This is a genomic window from Streptomyces sp. GMY02, from assembly GCF_019056675.1.
Classification (GTDB): Bacteria; Actinomycetota; Actinomycetes; order Streptomycetales; family Streptomycetaceae; genus Streptomyces; species Streptomyces odonnellii.
In genome coordinates, this window is the sequence record NZ_CP077658.1 from 552,533 (window position 1) to 565,674 (window position 13,142).

Here is a 13,142-nt window from a genome sequence, read left to right on the forward strand (position 1 = left end):
GGGCCGAGGCGGCGCACGGACCCGATCCTCCGTCAGGCCTCGCCGCCCAGGACCTTCCAGACGCGGGTGGCCACATGGAGGTTGAGGCGGGTCTCGACGTCGGTCAGGTCGTGGCCGGTGATTTCGCGGAGGCGTTGGAGGCGGTAGCGGAGGGTGCTGCGGTGGATACCGAGGGCGTGGGCGGTGTTGTCGTAGTTGCCGCCCGCCTCGAAGTACTGGGAGAGCGTACGGACCAGGTCGGCGCGGTGGGCCGCGTCGTAGTCGAGGAGCGGGCCGAGCCATTCCCGGACATAGCCCTCGATCTCGCGGTAGTCGTCTCCCGTGCCGATGATCCGGTAGAGGCCCAGGTCGTCGAACGACGTCGCGCCGTACGGCACGCGTGAGCGCTGCCGTACCTCCAGCGCGCGCAGCGCCTCCTGGTACGAGCGGGGGATCTCGGCCGGGGAGTCACAGCGGCTGCCGAGGCCGATCGCGCCCGCGCGGGAGCCCAGCTCACGGGCGACCGCCCGGTACAGCTCGTCCCCCTTGGGGCGGCCCTGGACCACCAGGACCGCGCGGCCCGAGCGGCGGGCGACCAGGGAGCGCAGGCCGAGGCCGGCCGCCGCCCCGGCCACCGCGTGGACGAACGTGTCGTCGGCGGCCATCCCCGTCCAGCCGACCGCGGCCAGATGCTGGGGGCCGTGCAGGTCGTGGCCGACGGCGGCGGCGCGCGCGAAGGCGCTCTCGTCGTCCGTGCCGGTGATCAGGTCGTCGACCAGCTCCCGGCGCAGCCGCAGTTCCATCTCGGCCAGGCTGCGCAGATGCGCCATCTCCAGGGCCAGCGCCTCGCAGGCGTGACCGAGCGCGAATTCCTCGCGCCCGTCGGCGCTCCCGTCCGGGTCGACCAGGGCCACCGTGCCGAGGATCTCGCCGCGGTGGCGGGCGACGGCGGTGAGCCGGTGCCCGACATACACCGGGTGCGCGTTCCTGGAGGCGTCGACGATGAGCTGTTCCTGCCGTGCCGGATCGGGCTTGGGGTACGGGTCGGGGCAGCCGGGGCCCGCCCAGGCGCGGAGGTTGCCGAATCTGTCCTCGACGACGGCGGAAAAGCCGGTCAGCCGGTGGACCGTCCTGGCGATGCCCGCCTCGCTGTCCCCGGTGGCCGTGGCACCGCTGAGCGCGTCGTGCACCACCCGCTGGTATCCCATCTCGGACTCCACGGTGGCGAGCCGCGCGCGGACGGCGTTGCCGTCCCGCCGGGTCCGGCCCAGCGCCGCCGCGTACGCACACTCCCTGCGGCGGGCCGCGACGTCCGCGAGAGCCGCGCCGACCTGTCGCGCCAGCAGGCCGAGCAGCTCGATGTCCTCGTCGGCCGGCCGCTCGCGGGCGCTCACGACCAGACGCCCGGCCGGCTGTCCGGACCGCGGGCCGGGGCTCCGGAGGACGAACACCCAGGCCCATCCCCGGCCCGGCAGCCGAACCGGACCGTCACGGACACCGAGCGCGCTCACCTGGTGATCCAGAGCCGGGCCCACAGCGGGGCCCAAAGCCGAGCCCCGAGCCGGATCCGCAATGGCGGAGAGCCCGCGGACCGGTCGCCCGTCCACCCACCGCCCGTCCACCGGCAGACACACCGCTTCGAGATACACCGCCTCCGTACGGCACGGCCCGAGGCACGCGACACCGTCGGCGGCCCGCCGTACCACTTCGTACGCGTCGCGGCCGTCGTACAGGGCGTCCGACAACGCGGTCAGACGCTGGAGGCGGGAGGACCGGCGGCGCGGAAATTCCGGTGCCCCGGCTCCTCCGGCGACCGTGCTCATCGCCCTGGACCGAGACCTTCCACCACCACAACTTTACCGAGGCCGCACAGCCGCGCATCCGGTCGGACCGGTGCGCGGGCCTGTACCGCCAGGTCCAGTGGCCGTACGGATTTCGACCTCCCAGGAGCAGGAATCGCCCCGGCGCCCCCGTCACGCTTTTGTTGGGGGTATCTGCCCGAAAGACGGACATAAGGAGCACCCCATGGCGAAGGCAGTCGGTATCGACCTGGGCACCACCAACTCGGTGATCGCCGCGTGGGAGGGCGGTGAGGCGGCGGTCCTCCCCAACGCCGAGGGCTCCCGTACCACCCCCTCCGTCGTCGCCTTCACCGACTCCGGCGAACGGCTCGTCGGCCAGTTGGCCCGCCGCCAGGCGATCCTCAATCCCAAGGGCACCATCTACTCGGCCAAGCGCTTCATCGGCCGCCACTTCGACGAGGTCGGAACCGAGACCGAGGCGGTGACCTACGACGTCGTCGCGGGCGAGAACGGCGTCGCGCGGTTCGACATCCGGGGCAAGCTGTACGCGCCGGAGGAGATCAGCGCGCTCGTGCTGCGCAAGCTCGCCGAGGACGCCTCGAAGTCCCTCGGGGAGCGGGTCACGGAGGCCGTCATCACCGTGCCCGCGTACTTCAACGACGCCCAGCGGACCGCCACCAAGGACGCCGGCCGGATCGCGGGCCTGGAAGTGCTGCGCATCATCAACGAGCCGACCGCGGCGGCCCTCGCGTACGGCCTGGACAAGAAGCAGCACGAGACGGTGCTCGTCTTCGACCTGGGCGGCGGCACCTTCGACGTGAGCATCCTGGACGTCGGGGACGGCGTGGTGGAGGTACGGTCCACCGCGGGCGACACACACCTCGGCGGGGACGACTTCGACCGCCGGCTGGTGGACTATCTGGCGGACGGCTTCCAGCGGGAGAACGGTATCGATCTGCGCGCCGACACCCAGGCGCTGCAACGGCTCTTCGAGGCGGCGGAGAAGGCCAAGACCGAGCTGAGTTCGGTGACCCGGACCCAGGTGAGCCTGCCGTTCATCACCGCCGACGCCAACGGCCCCAAGCATCTGACCGAGTCCGTCATGCGCTCGACCTTCGAGCAGATCACCGCCGACCTCGTGGACCGCTGCCTCGGCCCGGTGAAGCAGGCGCTGTCCGACGCCAAGGTGACGGACAACGACATCGACGAGGTCATCCTGGTCGGCGGCTCGACCCGGATTCCCGCGGTCCAGGCGCTGGTACGACGGCTGACCGGCGGCAAGGACCCGAACATGAGCGTCAATCCGGACGAGGTGGTGGCGGTGGGCGCCGCCGTCCAGGCCGGGGTGCTCAAGGGCGAGGTCAAGGATGTCCTGCTGCTGGACGTGACCCCGCTGTCGCTGGGTGTGGAGACGCGCGGCGGTGTCATGACGAGGATCGTCGAGCGGAACACCACGATCCCGGTGCGCCGTACGGAGACCTTCTCCACGGCCGAGGACAACCAGCCCGCCGTCGATGTCGTCGTCCTCCAGGGCGAGCGCGAGCGCGCGGCCGACAACCGGGTCCTGGGCCGCTTCCAGCTCACCGACATCCGCCGGGCCCCTCGCGGCGAACCGCAGATCGAGGTCACCCTCGACATCGACGCCAACGGCATCCTCAATGTCAACGCGCGCGACAAGGACACCGGCAAGGAGCAGGGCATCACCCTCAGCGAGGGCTCCAACCTCGAACAGTCCGAGGTGGAGCGCATGGTCGCGGAGGCGGAGCGCAACCGCGGCGAGGACCAGGCGCTGCGGCAGTCCGTCGACGCGCGCAATGAACTGGACGCCGTCGCCTACCAGGTGGAACGCCGACTGGGCGAACTGGGCGAGAGCGCGCCGGAGCACGAGCGGGCGCGCGCCCAACTGCTCGTCGGCGACGCGCGCCAGGCGGTGAAGGGCGAGGCGCCGCTGGACCGGGTCAGGTCGCTGACCTCCGAACTCCAGCAGGTGTACCAGGGGCTGGCCGCACGGCAGGCCGGTCCCGCCGGGCCGTCGGAGCCGGGTGCCCCGGGCGAGGGGCAGGGCGGGCGGACCGGCGGGGGCGACGACGATGTCGTGGACGCCGACTTCGACCGGAGCTGAGGTCCTGCCATGGCCATCCAGCCGGACCGGGAACGGGAACCGCACGCACGGCCCGACGAAGCAGCCGAAACGGAAACACCGCCGCGGCGGGGCGACCGGCAGGCCGTCGAACAGGACGGCCAGGGGACCGTCCGGCGAAACGGCGGACAGGAGGGCCAACAGGAGCTGGCCGAGGTCCAGGACGCCTGGCGGCGCGCTCTCGCCGATCTCGACAATCTCCGCAAGCGGTACGCCAGGGAGCTGGAGCAGGTACGGCAAGCTGAGCGCGCCCGTACCGCCGCCCAGTGGCTCCCCGTACTCGACCACCTCGAACTGGCCCTCGCGCACGCCCGCGCCGAACCGTCCTCGGTCATCGAGGGCGTCGAGGCGGTACGGGACCAGGCCGTCGACGTCCTGGAGCGGCTCGGCTACCCGCGCCAGGAGGAGAGCGGGGTGCCGTTCGACCCGAGCCGGCACGAAGTGGTCAGTGTGGTGGACGACCCGGACGCGGAGCCGGGCACGGTCGTGGAGGTCCTGCGCCCCGGGTACGGCGACGACGGCAGCCAGTTGCGCCCGATGGCCGTGACGGTCAGCCGGCGGCGGGAGTGACGGCCCCATGGCACAGGACCGCGCGAAGGACCGGGCACGGGACCGGATGCGCGACTACTACGAGGTCCTCGGTGTTTCCCGCACGGCGAGCGACGAGGAGATCCAGCAGGCCTACCGGAAGCTGGCCCGCCGCCATCACCCGGACATCAACAAGGACCCGGAGGCGGAGGAGCGCTTCAAGGACGTCAACGAGGCGTACAGCGTGCTGGCGGACCCGAGGACCCGGGCGCGGTACGACCGGTTCGGCCCGGATTTCCGCCAGATCCCCGAGGACTACGACGAGCGGGTCGCCGCGGGCGGCGGGGTGCGCTTCGGACAGGGAGCGCCAGGCGCGTATCAGGGCGCCGGCTTCGACGTGGACTTCGAGGATCTCTTCGGCGGCCTGTTCGGTGGCGGCGTACGCGGCGGTCCCCGCCGGACCGTACCCGGAGCCGACCAGGAGGCCGGGCTGGAGCTGACGGTGGAGGAGGCCTACCGGGGCGGGCGCCGCCGTATCAGCCTCGCCGGACCGGACGGCCGGCGCGACTACCAGGTCGATGTGCCCAGGGGCGTACGGGACGGCCAGCGGATCCGGCTGGCCGGGGAGGGCACCCGGGGCAGCCCCGACGCGCCTGCGGGCGATCTGTATCTGCGGGTACGGATCAAGCCCCATGACCGGTACCGGCTGGAGGGCCGCGACATCCATGTCCGGCTGCCCGTCACCCCCTGGGAGGCCGCGCTCGGCGCGACCGTACCGCTGCCCACTCCGGGCGGCACCGCCAAGGTCACCGTCCCGCCCGGCTCCTCCAGCGGGCGCCGGCTGCGGCTGCGCGGCGAGGGCATGCCCCATCCGCGCGGCGCCGACGGCGACCTGTACGCCGAGGTCCGGGTGATGGTCCCGCCGCGCCCCACCGACCGCGAACGGAAGCTGTTCGAGGATCTGGCCGCCGCGTCCGACTACGACCCGAGGAGGCCGGGATGACCACCGACCCACGGCGGCGCCGGCCCCGCCAGGACACGCCGCCGGTGCGGCGGCAGCGGCAGGACACCCCGCCGGTCGAGGTGTACGAGCTGGTGCCCGTCCGCCGGCCCGGCCCCGGGACCGGGCTCAGTCTGGAGAGCGTGGCCCGCCGTTCGGGCCTCCACCCGGAGCTGGTCCGGCGCATGGTGGCGCTCGGTCTGGTGGAGGCCACCCGGGACGCCGCGGGCCGGCTCTGGTTCGACCCGTCCGCGCCGCGCACGCTGGCCCGTGTCCAGCGGCTGCGCGCCGGACTCCCGCTCAACTACGCCTCCATCGGTCTGGTGCTCGACCTGCTGGACCGGATCAGTCTGCTGGAAGCCGCGCTGCGCCGCGCGGGCGTGAGGAGTGACACCGTGCCATGGACATGAACCGCCTCACCCAGAAGTCCCAGGAAGCCCTCCAGGAAGCACAGACCGCGGCCGGGCGCCTCGGGCAGACGGAAGTCGACGGCGAGCATCTGCTGCTCGCCCTGCTCGGCCAGCGGGACGGGCTCGTACCCCGGCTGCTCGGCCAGGCGGGCGTCGATCCGCCCGCGCTGCGCGAGGCCGTGGAGCGCGAGCTGTCGCGCAGGCCCAGGACGACCGGGCCGGGTGCCGCGCCCGGCCAGGTGTTCGTGACCCAGCGGCTGTCGCGGCTGCTGGAGACGGCCGGGCAGGAGGCCGCGCGGCTCAAGGACGAGTACGTGTCGGTCGAGCATCTGATGACGGCGCTGGCCGACGAGGGCTCGGCCACCGCCGCCGGGCGGCTGCTCAAGGAGTACGGGCTGACCAAGGAGGCGTTCCTCGCCGCGCTCACCCGGATCCGGGGCAGCCAGCGCGTCACCTCCGCCACGCCGGAGGCGGCGTACGAGGCCCTGGAGAAGTACGGCCGCGATCTGGTCGCCGAGGCACGCGGCGGCACTCTGGACCCGGTGATCGGCCGGGACGCCGAGATACGGCGGGTGATCCAGATCCTGAGCCGCAAGACCAAGAACAACCCGGTCCTGATCGGCGATCCGGGAGTCGGTAAGACCGCGATCGTGGAGGGGCTCGCCCAGCGGATCGTCCGCGGCGATGTCCCGGAGGGGCTGAGGGACCGTACGATCTTCGCGCTCGACATCGCGTCGCTGGTCGCCGGGGCCAAGTACCGCGGGGAGTTCGAGGAGCGCCTCAAGGCGGTGCTGGGCGAGGTCAAGGCGGCCGGCGGCCGGATCCTGCTGTTCCTGGACGAGCTGCACACGGTGGTCGGCGCGGGCGGCGCCGAAGGGGCGGTGGACGCCGGGAACATGCTCAAGCCGATGCTCGCGCGCGGCGAGCTGCACATGATCGGCGCGACGACCCTGGACGAGTACCGCAAGCGCGTCGAGTCCGACGCCGCGCTGGAGCGCCGCTTCCAGCAGGTCCTGGTGGACGAGCCGAGTGTGGAGGACACCGTCTCCATCCTGCGCGGGCTGCGCGAGCGGCTGGAGGTCTTCCACGGGGTGAAGGTCCAGGACACGGCGCTGGTCGCCGCCGCCACCCTCAGCCACCGCTACATCTCGGACAGGTTCCTGCCGGACAAGGCCATCGACCTGGTGGACGAGGCGTGCGCGCGGATGCGTACGGAGATCGACTCGATGCCCGCGGAGCTGGACGAGCTGACCCGGCGGGTGACCCGGCGCGAGATCGAGGAGGCCGCGCTCGCCAAGGAGACCGACCCGGCGAGTGTGAACAGGCTGGACGAGCTGCGCAGGGAACTGGCCGATCTGCGGGCCGAGGCGGACGCCGAGCACGCCCAGTGGGAGTCGGAGCGGCAGGCCATCCGCCGCGTCCAGGAGCTGCGCCAGGAGCTGGAACGGGTCCGCCAGCAGGCCGACGAGGCGGAGCGCGCGTACGACCTGAACCGTGCCGCCGAGCTGCGCTACGGGACCCTCACCGAGCTGGAGCGCCGCTTCGCCGCCGAGGAGGAGCAGCTCCGTGCCAAGCAGGGCGAGACACGGCTGCTGCGCGAGGTGGTCACGGAGGACGAGATCGCCGAGATCGTCGCCGCGTGGACGGGCATCCCGGTGAGCCGGCTCCAGGAGGGCGAACGCGAGAAGCTGCTCCGGCTGGACGAGATCCTCCAGGAGCGGGTGATCGGCCAGGACGAGGCGGTACGGCTGGTCGCCGACGCGATCATCCGGGCCAGGTCGGGGATCCGTGACCCGCGCCGTCCGATCGGGTCGTTCATCTTCCTCGGCCCGACCGGGGTCGGCAAGACCGAGCTGGCGAAGACCCTCGCGGCGGCGCTCTTCGACTCCGAGGAGAGCATGGTCCGCCTCGACATGAGCGAGTACCAGGAGCGGCACACGGTCAGCAGGCTGATGGGCGCCCCGCCCGGATACGTGGGGTACGAGGAGGGCGGCCAGCTCACCGAGGCCGTCCGGCGCAAGCCCTACTCGGTGGTCCTGTTCGACGAGATCGAGAAGGCGCACGCGGATGTCTTCAACACCCTGCTCCAGATCCTCGACGACGGCCGGATCACCGACGCGCAGGGCCGCACGGTCGACTTCCGCAACACCGTGGTCATCATGACCTCCAACATCGGCTCCGGCTATCTGCTGGACGCGAGTGTGGAGGGCGAGATCAAGCCCGACGCCCGTGCCCAGGTGATGGGCGAGCTGCGCGCGCACTTCCGGCCGGAATTCCTCAACCGGGTCGACGACATCGTGCTCTTCAAGCCGCTGGGGCTGGCCCAGATCGAGCGCATCGTCGACCTGCAGTTCGACGAGCTGCGCGGACGTCTCACGGAGCGCAGGATCACGCTGGAACTCACCGAGCAGGCCCGCGAACTCATCGCCCACCAGGGCTTCGATCCGGTGTACGGGGCCCGGCCGCTGCGCCGCTACATCTCGCACGAGGTCGAGACCCTGATCGGGCGCGCGCTGCTGCGCGGGGAGGCGGAGGACGGGTCGGCGATCACGGTGGACGCGCAGAACGGGGAGCTGGTGGTGACGTACCAGGCGCCGCCGGGTCCGTCCGGTGCGCGCGATGCGCCCGGTGCGTCCCGGCCGTCCGGTCCGTCCGGCGAGGGGAAGGTGGTGTGAGGGCCGTGGGCACGGAAGCCGAAGGGGACTGGCACCTCTCCATGGTGCGGCCGGTCACTCCCCGTACCCCCGAGGGGTGCGAGGAGTGCCTGCGGCTCGGCGCGCCCTGGAAGCAGCTCAGGCTCTGTCTGACCTGCGGCCATGTCGGCTGCTGCGACTCCTCCCCGCTCCGCCACGCGCGCGCCCACGCCGGGAACCTCGGCCATCCGCTCGTGGCGTCGCTGGAGCCCGGCGAGGACTGGCGCTGGTGCTACATGCACGGGACATTCGTCTGAGCCGGGACATTCGTCCGAGTCCGAGTGTCCGAGTCACGGCCCCGCCCGGCGCTTGAGCCGCTTCAGCACACTTGCTTGAGCGGCTTCAGCGGGCTCGGCGTTTGCGGATCAGGTGCCGGGCGACGAGCACCACGACAAAAACCCCGAGGCCGGCCATCAGATAGACCGGATAACGGGCGAGCTGCTCGTACACCGATCCGATACGGGTGCCCGCCACATAGCCCAACGTGGTCCACAACGCGACCCACAAGGCGGCGCCGAGCGCGTTGAAGGCCAGAAAGCGGCGCCAGGGCATGCCGGTGGTGCCCGCGATGATGCCGTTGACCTGGCGCAGCCCGTCGACGAACCGGGCGAAGGTGACGACCTTGCCGCCATGGCGGGTGAAGAAGTCCTCGGCGCGCTGGAAACGCTTCGGGGTGAGCCCGACATAGCGGCCCCAGCGGCGTACGAAGGCCTGCCCGCCCGTACGGCCGATGAGATAGCCGACGTTGTCCCCGGCGATCGCGGCGACCAGCGCGATCAGGGCGACGGCGACGATGTTCAGCTTCCCGGCACCCGCGTACAGGGCGGCGACGATCAGGATCGTCTCGCCGGGGGCGGGGACGCCGAAGTCCTCCACGAAGACCAGCACGCCGACGGCCAGGTAACCGTACTGGTCCAGCAGCGGCGCGAGCTCTGCCAGTACACCGGGCAGCGGCGGAGGGGCCATACGTCCATTCTCCTGCGGGCCGCGGGAGTACGCGTGGCACGCCCGCCGGTCCTGGCGGCATCCGCCGGGCCGGGCCACGGCTCCTGCGCTGCGGGCTCGGCCGTGCGGTGGTGTGCTGGACGGAGGGCGCGCGGTCCCGTGGACCCCGGCCCCCACTACTTCCGTATGTCCCGAAAGGTGAGTTCATCATGTCCATGGAGAACCCGGCCAAGCCTCTGGAAGGCCGTGTCGCGGTCGTCACCGGCGCTTCCAGCGGTCTCGGCGAGGCCTCGGCCGAGCATCTCGCTGAGCTGGGCGCCAAGGTCGCCGTACTGGCGCGGCGCGCGGAGCGGCTCGAAGAGCTGGTCGCCAGGATCGGGAAGAACGGCGGACGCGCGATCGCGTTCACCGCCGATGTGACCGAGGCCGAGGAGGTGCAGGCCGCCGCCGACCAGGTGGAGGCGGAGCTGGGCAGCGCGGACCTGCTGTTCAACAACGCGGGCGTCATGCTGCCCGCCCCGATCGAGGAACTGCGCATGGACCGGTGGCGCATGGAGATCGATGTGAATGTCACCGGGCTGATGAACACCATTGGCGCGTTCACACCGCAGCTCGTCAGGGCAGCGGCCGAACGCGGTGTGGCGGACCTGATCAACACGTCGTCGATCGGCGCGCAGAACATCTTCCCCAACTTCGCCGTCTACTCCGGCACCAAGGCGTACGTCAGCCATCTCTCCCGCCATCTGCGGGTCGAGCTGGGCCCGAAGAACGTCCGGGTGTGCGCGATCGAACCCGGCATCGTCGGCACGGAGCTCCAGGACCATGTCACCGACGAGAGCGCGTTGCAGTGGCTGAGCGGCTCCAGGAAGACGATGCAGTGGCTCACCCCGCAGGACATCGCCCGGACCATCGGCTTCATCGCCACCCAGCCGCCCCGGGTCAATCTCCAGCAGGTCACCATCATGCCGACCGGCCAGACGAGCTAGACCCTGTCCGGCCTGGTCCTTCGTTACGCTTCGGCCGGTTCAACGGGTCACACGGGTTCCGCTGGCTCTGCGGGTCGGGCGGGTTCTGCCGGTTCGACGGGTTCCGCAGGTCCGACGGCGAGCAGTCCCTGAAGCGCCGCCTCGGAAATCGCGTCGGCCTGGTCGGAGTCGAGGCGCGCGTGGCCGGTCAGCAGCCGGAAGATCAGCGGGCCGAAGAGGATGTCGGTCGCGGTCTCGGAGCTGATGCCGGCCCTGGCCTTCCCCTGTGCGACCAGCCGGTCCCAGAGCAGGGCGGAGGCGGCACGGCGGGCCTGGAGGAAGTACGTACGGAAGTACGGCGCCGCCTCCGGGTCCGTGACGCACGCCGCCAGCAACTGCCGGAAGACCTGGCCCGTTTCACCCGCGTAGAACGCGCTCACGCGCCGGATCTGCTCGCGCAGATCGGCCACGGCGTCCCCGGTGTCAGGAATCGGTACGCAGTCGGCCATCCGGCGTCCGAACGCCTCCGCCGCCACCGCCGTGCGCGACGGCCAGTGTTTGTAGATGGTCATCTTGCTCACGCCCGAACGGCTGCTGATGGCGCCGACCGTGGCCGCCCCGAGCCCGCCCTCGGCGAGCAGCGCGGCGGTCGCGGTCAGCACCGCCTCCCGCGCCCGCACACTGCGGGGGTGCAGCGCTGGCGTCGGCGCCGCGTGGGGCGGCTCAGCGCGCAGCGACATCATCATGGTCCGTGCTGGTGGCCACCTCACGCCACATGTCCAACTCGTCTTGTACGAACCGCAGTTTGTCCTCGACCCGGGCCACGGCGTCCGCGCCGAGTTGCAGGCGCAGCGGGGCCTTCTCGTCGCCGCCGAGGCCGACGATGACCCGGGCCGCCTTCGCGGGGTCGCCGGGCTGGGTGTGGTTGCGGTCCGTCGAGGCGGTCCGGGTGGCGCCGGAGGTGGCGGCGTAGTCGTCGATCCGGCGGCCCTCGGTGTGGAGGCTGGAGGCGTCGAGGAAGTCGGTACGGAAGTAGCCCGGTTCCACGATCGTCACCTTGATGCCCAGCGGCGCGACCTCGCCCGCCAGCGCCTCGGACAGCCCCTCGACGGCGAACTTGGTGGAGGCGTAGATGCCCCAGCCGGGCGCGCCGGTGAAGCCGCCGACGGAGCTGATGTTGATGATGTGCCCCGACCGGCGCCGGCGCATCCCGGGCAGGACGGCGCGCAGCACATTGAGTGTGCCGAAGACGTTCGTCTCGTACACGGCCTTGGCCGCCGAGTCCGGAATCTCCTCGACGGCGCCGAGGAGCCCGCGCCCTGCGTTGTTGACCAGGACATCGATTCCGCCACCGTCGGTGCCGAACCGCTTGGCCGCCATGGCGACGACGGCGCGCGCCTGCTCCTGGTCGGTGACGTCCAGGGGCAGCGCGAGCAGTGTGTCGCTCGCGTCGGGGAAGAGGGTCTCCACCGCCTTCGGGTCGCGCGCGGTGGCGACGACCTCGTGTCCCGCGTCGAGGGCGGCGCGAGTGATCTCGGCGCCGAATCCGCGGGAGGCGCCGGTGATCAGCCAGGTACTCATGCGCGTCACTGTCCTTCGCGATTCTCCGCAATCCTTCGCGCCGCGATTCAGACCGCGGCCGACAGCGCGTCGAACTGCTTGTCGGTGAGTGTCAGCCGGGCCGCCGCGAGGTTGTTCTCCAGGTGCGCGACGCTGGAGGTGCCCGGGATGGGCAGCATGTTGGGCGACCGCTTCAGCAGCCAGGCGATGGCCAACTGCGAGGGGGACGCGCTCAGTTCATCGGCGATCCGGTCCAGCGGACCGCCCGACCCGGCGAGTGCGCCGGTGGCGAGCGGGAACCACGGGACGAAGCCCATGCCGCGCTCCTCCGCGTACGTCAGCACGTCCTCGGCGGCACGGTCGGCCAGGTTGTAGCGGTTCTGGACCGACACGATGGTGGCGGTCTTCCCGGCCACTTCGAGGTCGGCCGTGTTCACCTCGCTCAGCCCGATCTGCCGGATCTTGCCCTCGCGCTGGAGGGCGGCGAGTTCGCCGACCTGCTCGGCGATGGGTACGGTCGGATCGATACGGTGCAGTTGGAGCAGATCGATCCGCTCCACCCCGAGATTGCGCAGGCTCAGCTCGACCTGCTGCCGCAGATACGCGGGTCTCCCGATCGGCACCCACTCGCCGGGCCCGGTCCTGGCGAACCCGGCCTTGGTGGCGATCACCAGATCGTCCGGATAGGGATGCAGCGCCTTCCTGAGCAGCAAGTCCGCGGTGAAAGGCCCATAAGCGTCGGCGGTGTCAATGAACGTGACCCCCAACTCCACCGCCCGCCGCAATACCCGCACGGCTTCCTCGGGATCGGCGGGATCTCCCCACACCCCGGGCCCGGTGAGCTGCATGGTCCCGTACCCCAGACGGTGAACCCGCAGATCGTCCCCAAGCAGAAACGTCCCAGCCTCTCGGGCGGGAGCGTCCGAACTGACGGATGTCATGATCGACCTCCTCAATGAACTATACGTCCAGTTCTGCCCCACTCCACGGGCGAACGCTCCGACCTGCGCGTTCAGGGGCATCCAGCGGCTGGTCCCGCTCTCTGCGACCTCTCTGCGACTTTGCAGTGGCTTTCAGTCGCGTCCGTGAACCACCCCTCGACGGCGGACAGCCCACGAGC

The 13,142-nt window shown here is 71.4% G+C and carries 12 protein-coding genes; 7 read left to right on the forward strand and 5 right to left on the reverse strand.

The annotated features are described in order from the left end of the window. Window positions 1-32: 32 nt before the first annotated feature. Window positions 33-1,802 carry a CdaR family transcriptional regulator gene (locus KQY30_RS02330; RefSeq protein WP_217305321.1) on the reverse strand — a complete coding sequence of 590 codons (1,770 nt, stop codon included), beginning with the start codon at window positions 1,800-1,802 and terminating at the stop codon, window positions 33-35. A 202-nt stretch (window positions 1,803-2,004) separates the two neighbouring features. Between KQY30_RS02330 and dnaK the strand changes: the two genes are divergently transcribed. Genes dnaK through KQY30_RS02360 form a run of 6 tightly spaced genes read left to right on the forward strand, consistent with a single transcriptional unit; the run spans window position 2,005 to window position 8,809 of the window. Further along, on the forward strand, window positions 2,005-3,903 hold the full coding sequence (dnaK, locus tag KQY30_RS02335; RefSeq protein ID WP_217305322.1) for a molecular chaperone DnaK: 1,899 nt from the start codon (window positions 2,005-2,007) through the stop codon (window positions 3,901-3,903). 9 nt (window positions 3,904-3,912) lie between these two features. Then, entirely contained in the window at window positions 3,913-4,491 is a 579-nt protein-coding gene (locus KQY30_RS02340; protein WP_217305323.1) for a nucleotide exchange factor GrpE, read from the forward strand. Window positions 4,492-4,498: 7 nt separating this feature from the next. After that, window positions 4,499-5,452, forward strand: a complete 954-nt coding sequence (locus KQY30_RS02345) for a DnaJ C-terminal domain-containing protein (protein ID WP_254406892.1) — start codon at window positions 4,499-4,501, stop codon at window positions 5,450-5,452. After that, window positions 5,449-5,859 (forward strand): chaperone modulator CbpM, encoded by a 411-nt coding sequence (locus KQY30_RS02350; protein WP_217305324.1) that lies wholly within the window; start codon window positions 5,449-5,451, stop codon window positions 5,857-5,859. The genes KQY30_RS02345 and KQY30_RS02350 overlap by 4 nt, the downstream gene beginning before the upstream one ends. Then, complete coding sequence (clpB, locus tag KQY30_RS02355; protein ID WP_217305325.1) at window positions 5,850-8,534, forward strand: ATP-dependent chaperone ClpB; 2,685 nt, start codon at window positions 5,850-5,852, stop codon at window positions 8,532-8,534. Before KQY30_RS02350 ends, clpB begins: the two co-directional genes overlap by 10 nt. Window positions 8,535-8,575: 41 nt before the next feature. Further along, complete coding sequence (locus tag KQY30_RS02360) at window positions 8,576-8,809, forward strand: UBP-type zinc finger domain-containing protein (protein ID WP_217310683.1); 234 nt, start codon at window positions 8,576-8,578, stop codon at window positions 8,807-8,809. A gap of 85 nt (window positions 8,810-8,894) precedes the next feature. On the opposite strand, the gene KQY30_RS02365 is transcribed toward KQY30_RS02360, so the two are convergent. Beyond that, entirely contained in the window at window positions 8,895-9,518 is a 624-nt protein-coding gene (locus KQY30_RS02365; protein WP_217305326.1) for a DedA family protein, read from the reverse strand. A 188-nt stretch (window positions 9,519-9,706) separates the two neighbouring features. Here KQY30_RS02365 and KQY30_RS02370 point away from each other — a divergent pair, with 188 nt between their 5' ends. Beyond that, window positions 9,707-10,483, forward strand: coding sequence for an SDR family oxidoreductase (locus tag KQY30_RS02370; protein ID WP_217305327.1), 777 nt, complete (start codon window positions 9,707-9,709; stop codon window positions 10,481-10,483). A 47-nt stretch (window positions 10,484-10,530) separates the two neighbouring features. On the opposite strand, the gene KQY30_RS02375 is transcribed toward KQY30_RS02370, so the two are convergent. Genes KQY30_RS02375 through KQY30_RS02385 form a run of 3 tightly spaced genes read right to left on the reverse strand, consistent with a single transcriptional unit; the run spans window position 10,531 to window position 12,963 of the window. Continuing rightward, window positions 10,531-11,208, reverse strand: coding sequence for a TetR/AcrR family transcriptional regulator (locus tag KQY30_RS02375; protein ID WP_217305328.1), 678 nt, complete (start codon window positions 11,206-11,208; stop codon window positions 10,531-10,533). After that, complete coding sequence (locus tag KQY30_RS02380) at window positions 11,186-12,043, reverse strand: oxidoreductase (protein WP_217305329.1); 858 nt, start codon at window positions 12,041-12,043, stop codon at window positions 11,186-11,188. The genes KQY30_RS02375 and KQY30_RS02380 overlap by 23 nt, the downstream gene beginning before the upstream one ends. A gap of 47 nt (window positions 12,044-12,090) precedes the next feature. Then, window positions 12,091-12,963: an aldo/keto reductase gene (locus KQY30_RS02385; RefSeq protein ID WP_217305330.1), complete on the reverse strand. Its 873-nt coding sequence runs from the start codon at window positions 12,961-12,963 to the stop codon at window positions 12,091-12,093. Window positions 12,964-13,142 lie beyond the last annotated feature (179 nt).

Bases quoted from the DNA above. Each gene is read 5' to 3' on its own strand.
- KQY30_RS02330 (WP_217305321.1), bottom strand. From the start codon at position 1,802: ATGAGCACGGTCGCCGGAGGAGCCGGGGCACCGGAATTTCCGCGCCGC.
- dnaK (WP_217305322.1), top strand. From the start codon at position 2,005: ATGGCGAAGGCAGTCGGTATCGACCTGGGCACCACCAACTCGGTGATC.
- KQY30_RS02340 (WP_217305323.1), top strand. From the start codon at position 3,913: ATGGCCATCCAGCCGGACCGGGAACGGGAACCGCACGCACGGCCCGAC.
- KQY30_RS02345 (WP_254406892.1), top strand. From the start codon at position 4,499: ATGGCACAGGACCGCGCGAAGGACCGGGCACGGGACCGGATGCGCGAC.
- KQY30_RS02350 (WP_217305324.1), top strand. From the start codon at position 5,449: ATGACCACCGACCCACGGCGGCGCCGGCCCCGCCAGGACACGCCGCCG.
- clpB (WP_217305325.1), top strand. From the start codon at position 5,850: ATGGACATGAACCGCCTCACCCAGAAGTCCCAGGAAGCCCTCCAGGAA.
- KQY30_RS02360 (WP_217310683.1), top strand. From the start codon at position 8,576: ATGGTGCGGCCGGTCACTCCCCGTACCCCCGAGGGGTGCGAGGAGTGC.
- KQY30_RS02365 (WP_217305326.1), bottom strand. From the start codon at position 9,518: ATGGCCCCTCCGCCGCTGCCCGGTGTACTGGCAGAGCTCGCGCCGCTG.
- KQY30_RS02370 (WP_217305327.1), top strand. From the start codon at position 9,707: ATGTCCATGGAGAACCCGGCCAAGCCTCTGGAAGGCCGTGTCGCGGTC.
- KQY30_RS02375 (WP_217305328.1), bottom strand. From the start codon at position 11,208: ATGATGATGTCGCTGCGCGCTGAGCCGCCCCACGCGGCGCCGACGCCA.
- KQY30_RS02380 (WP_217305329.1), bottom strand. From the start codon at position 12,043: ATGAGTACCTGGCTGATCACCGGCGCCTCCCGCGGATTCGGCGCCGAG.
- KQY30_RS02385 (WP_217305330.1), bottom strand. From the start codon at position 12,963: ATGACATCCGTCAGTTCGGACGCTCCCGCCCGAGAGGCTGGGACGTTT.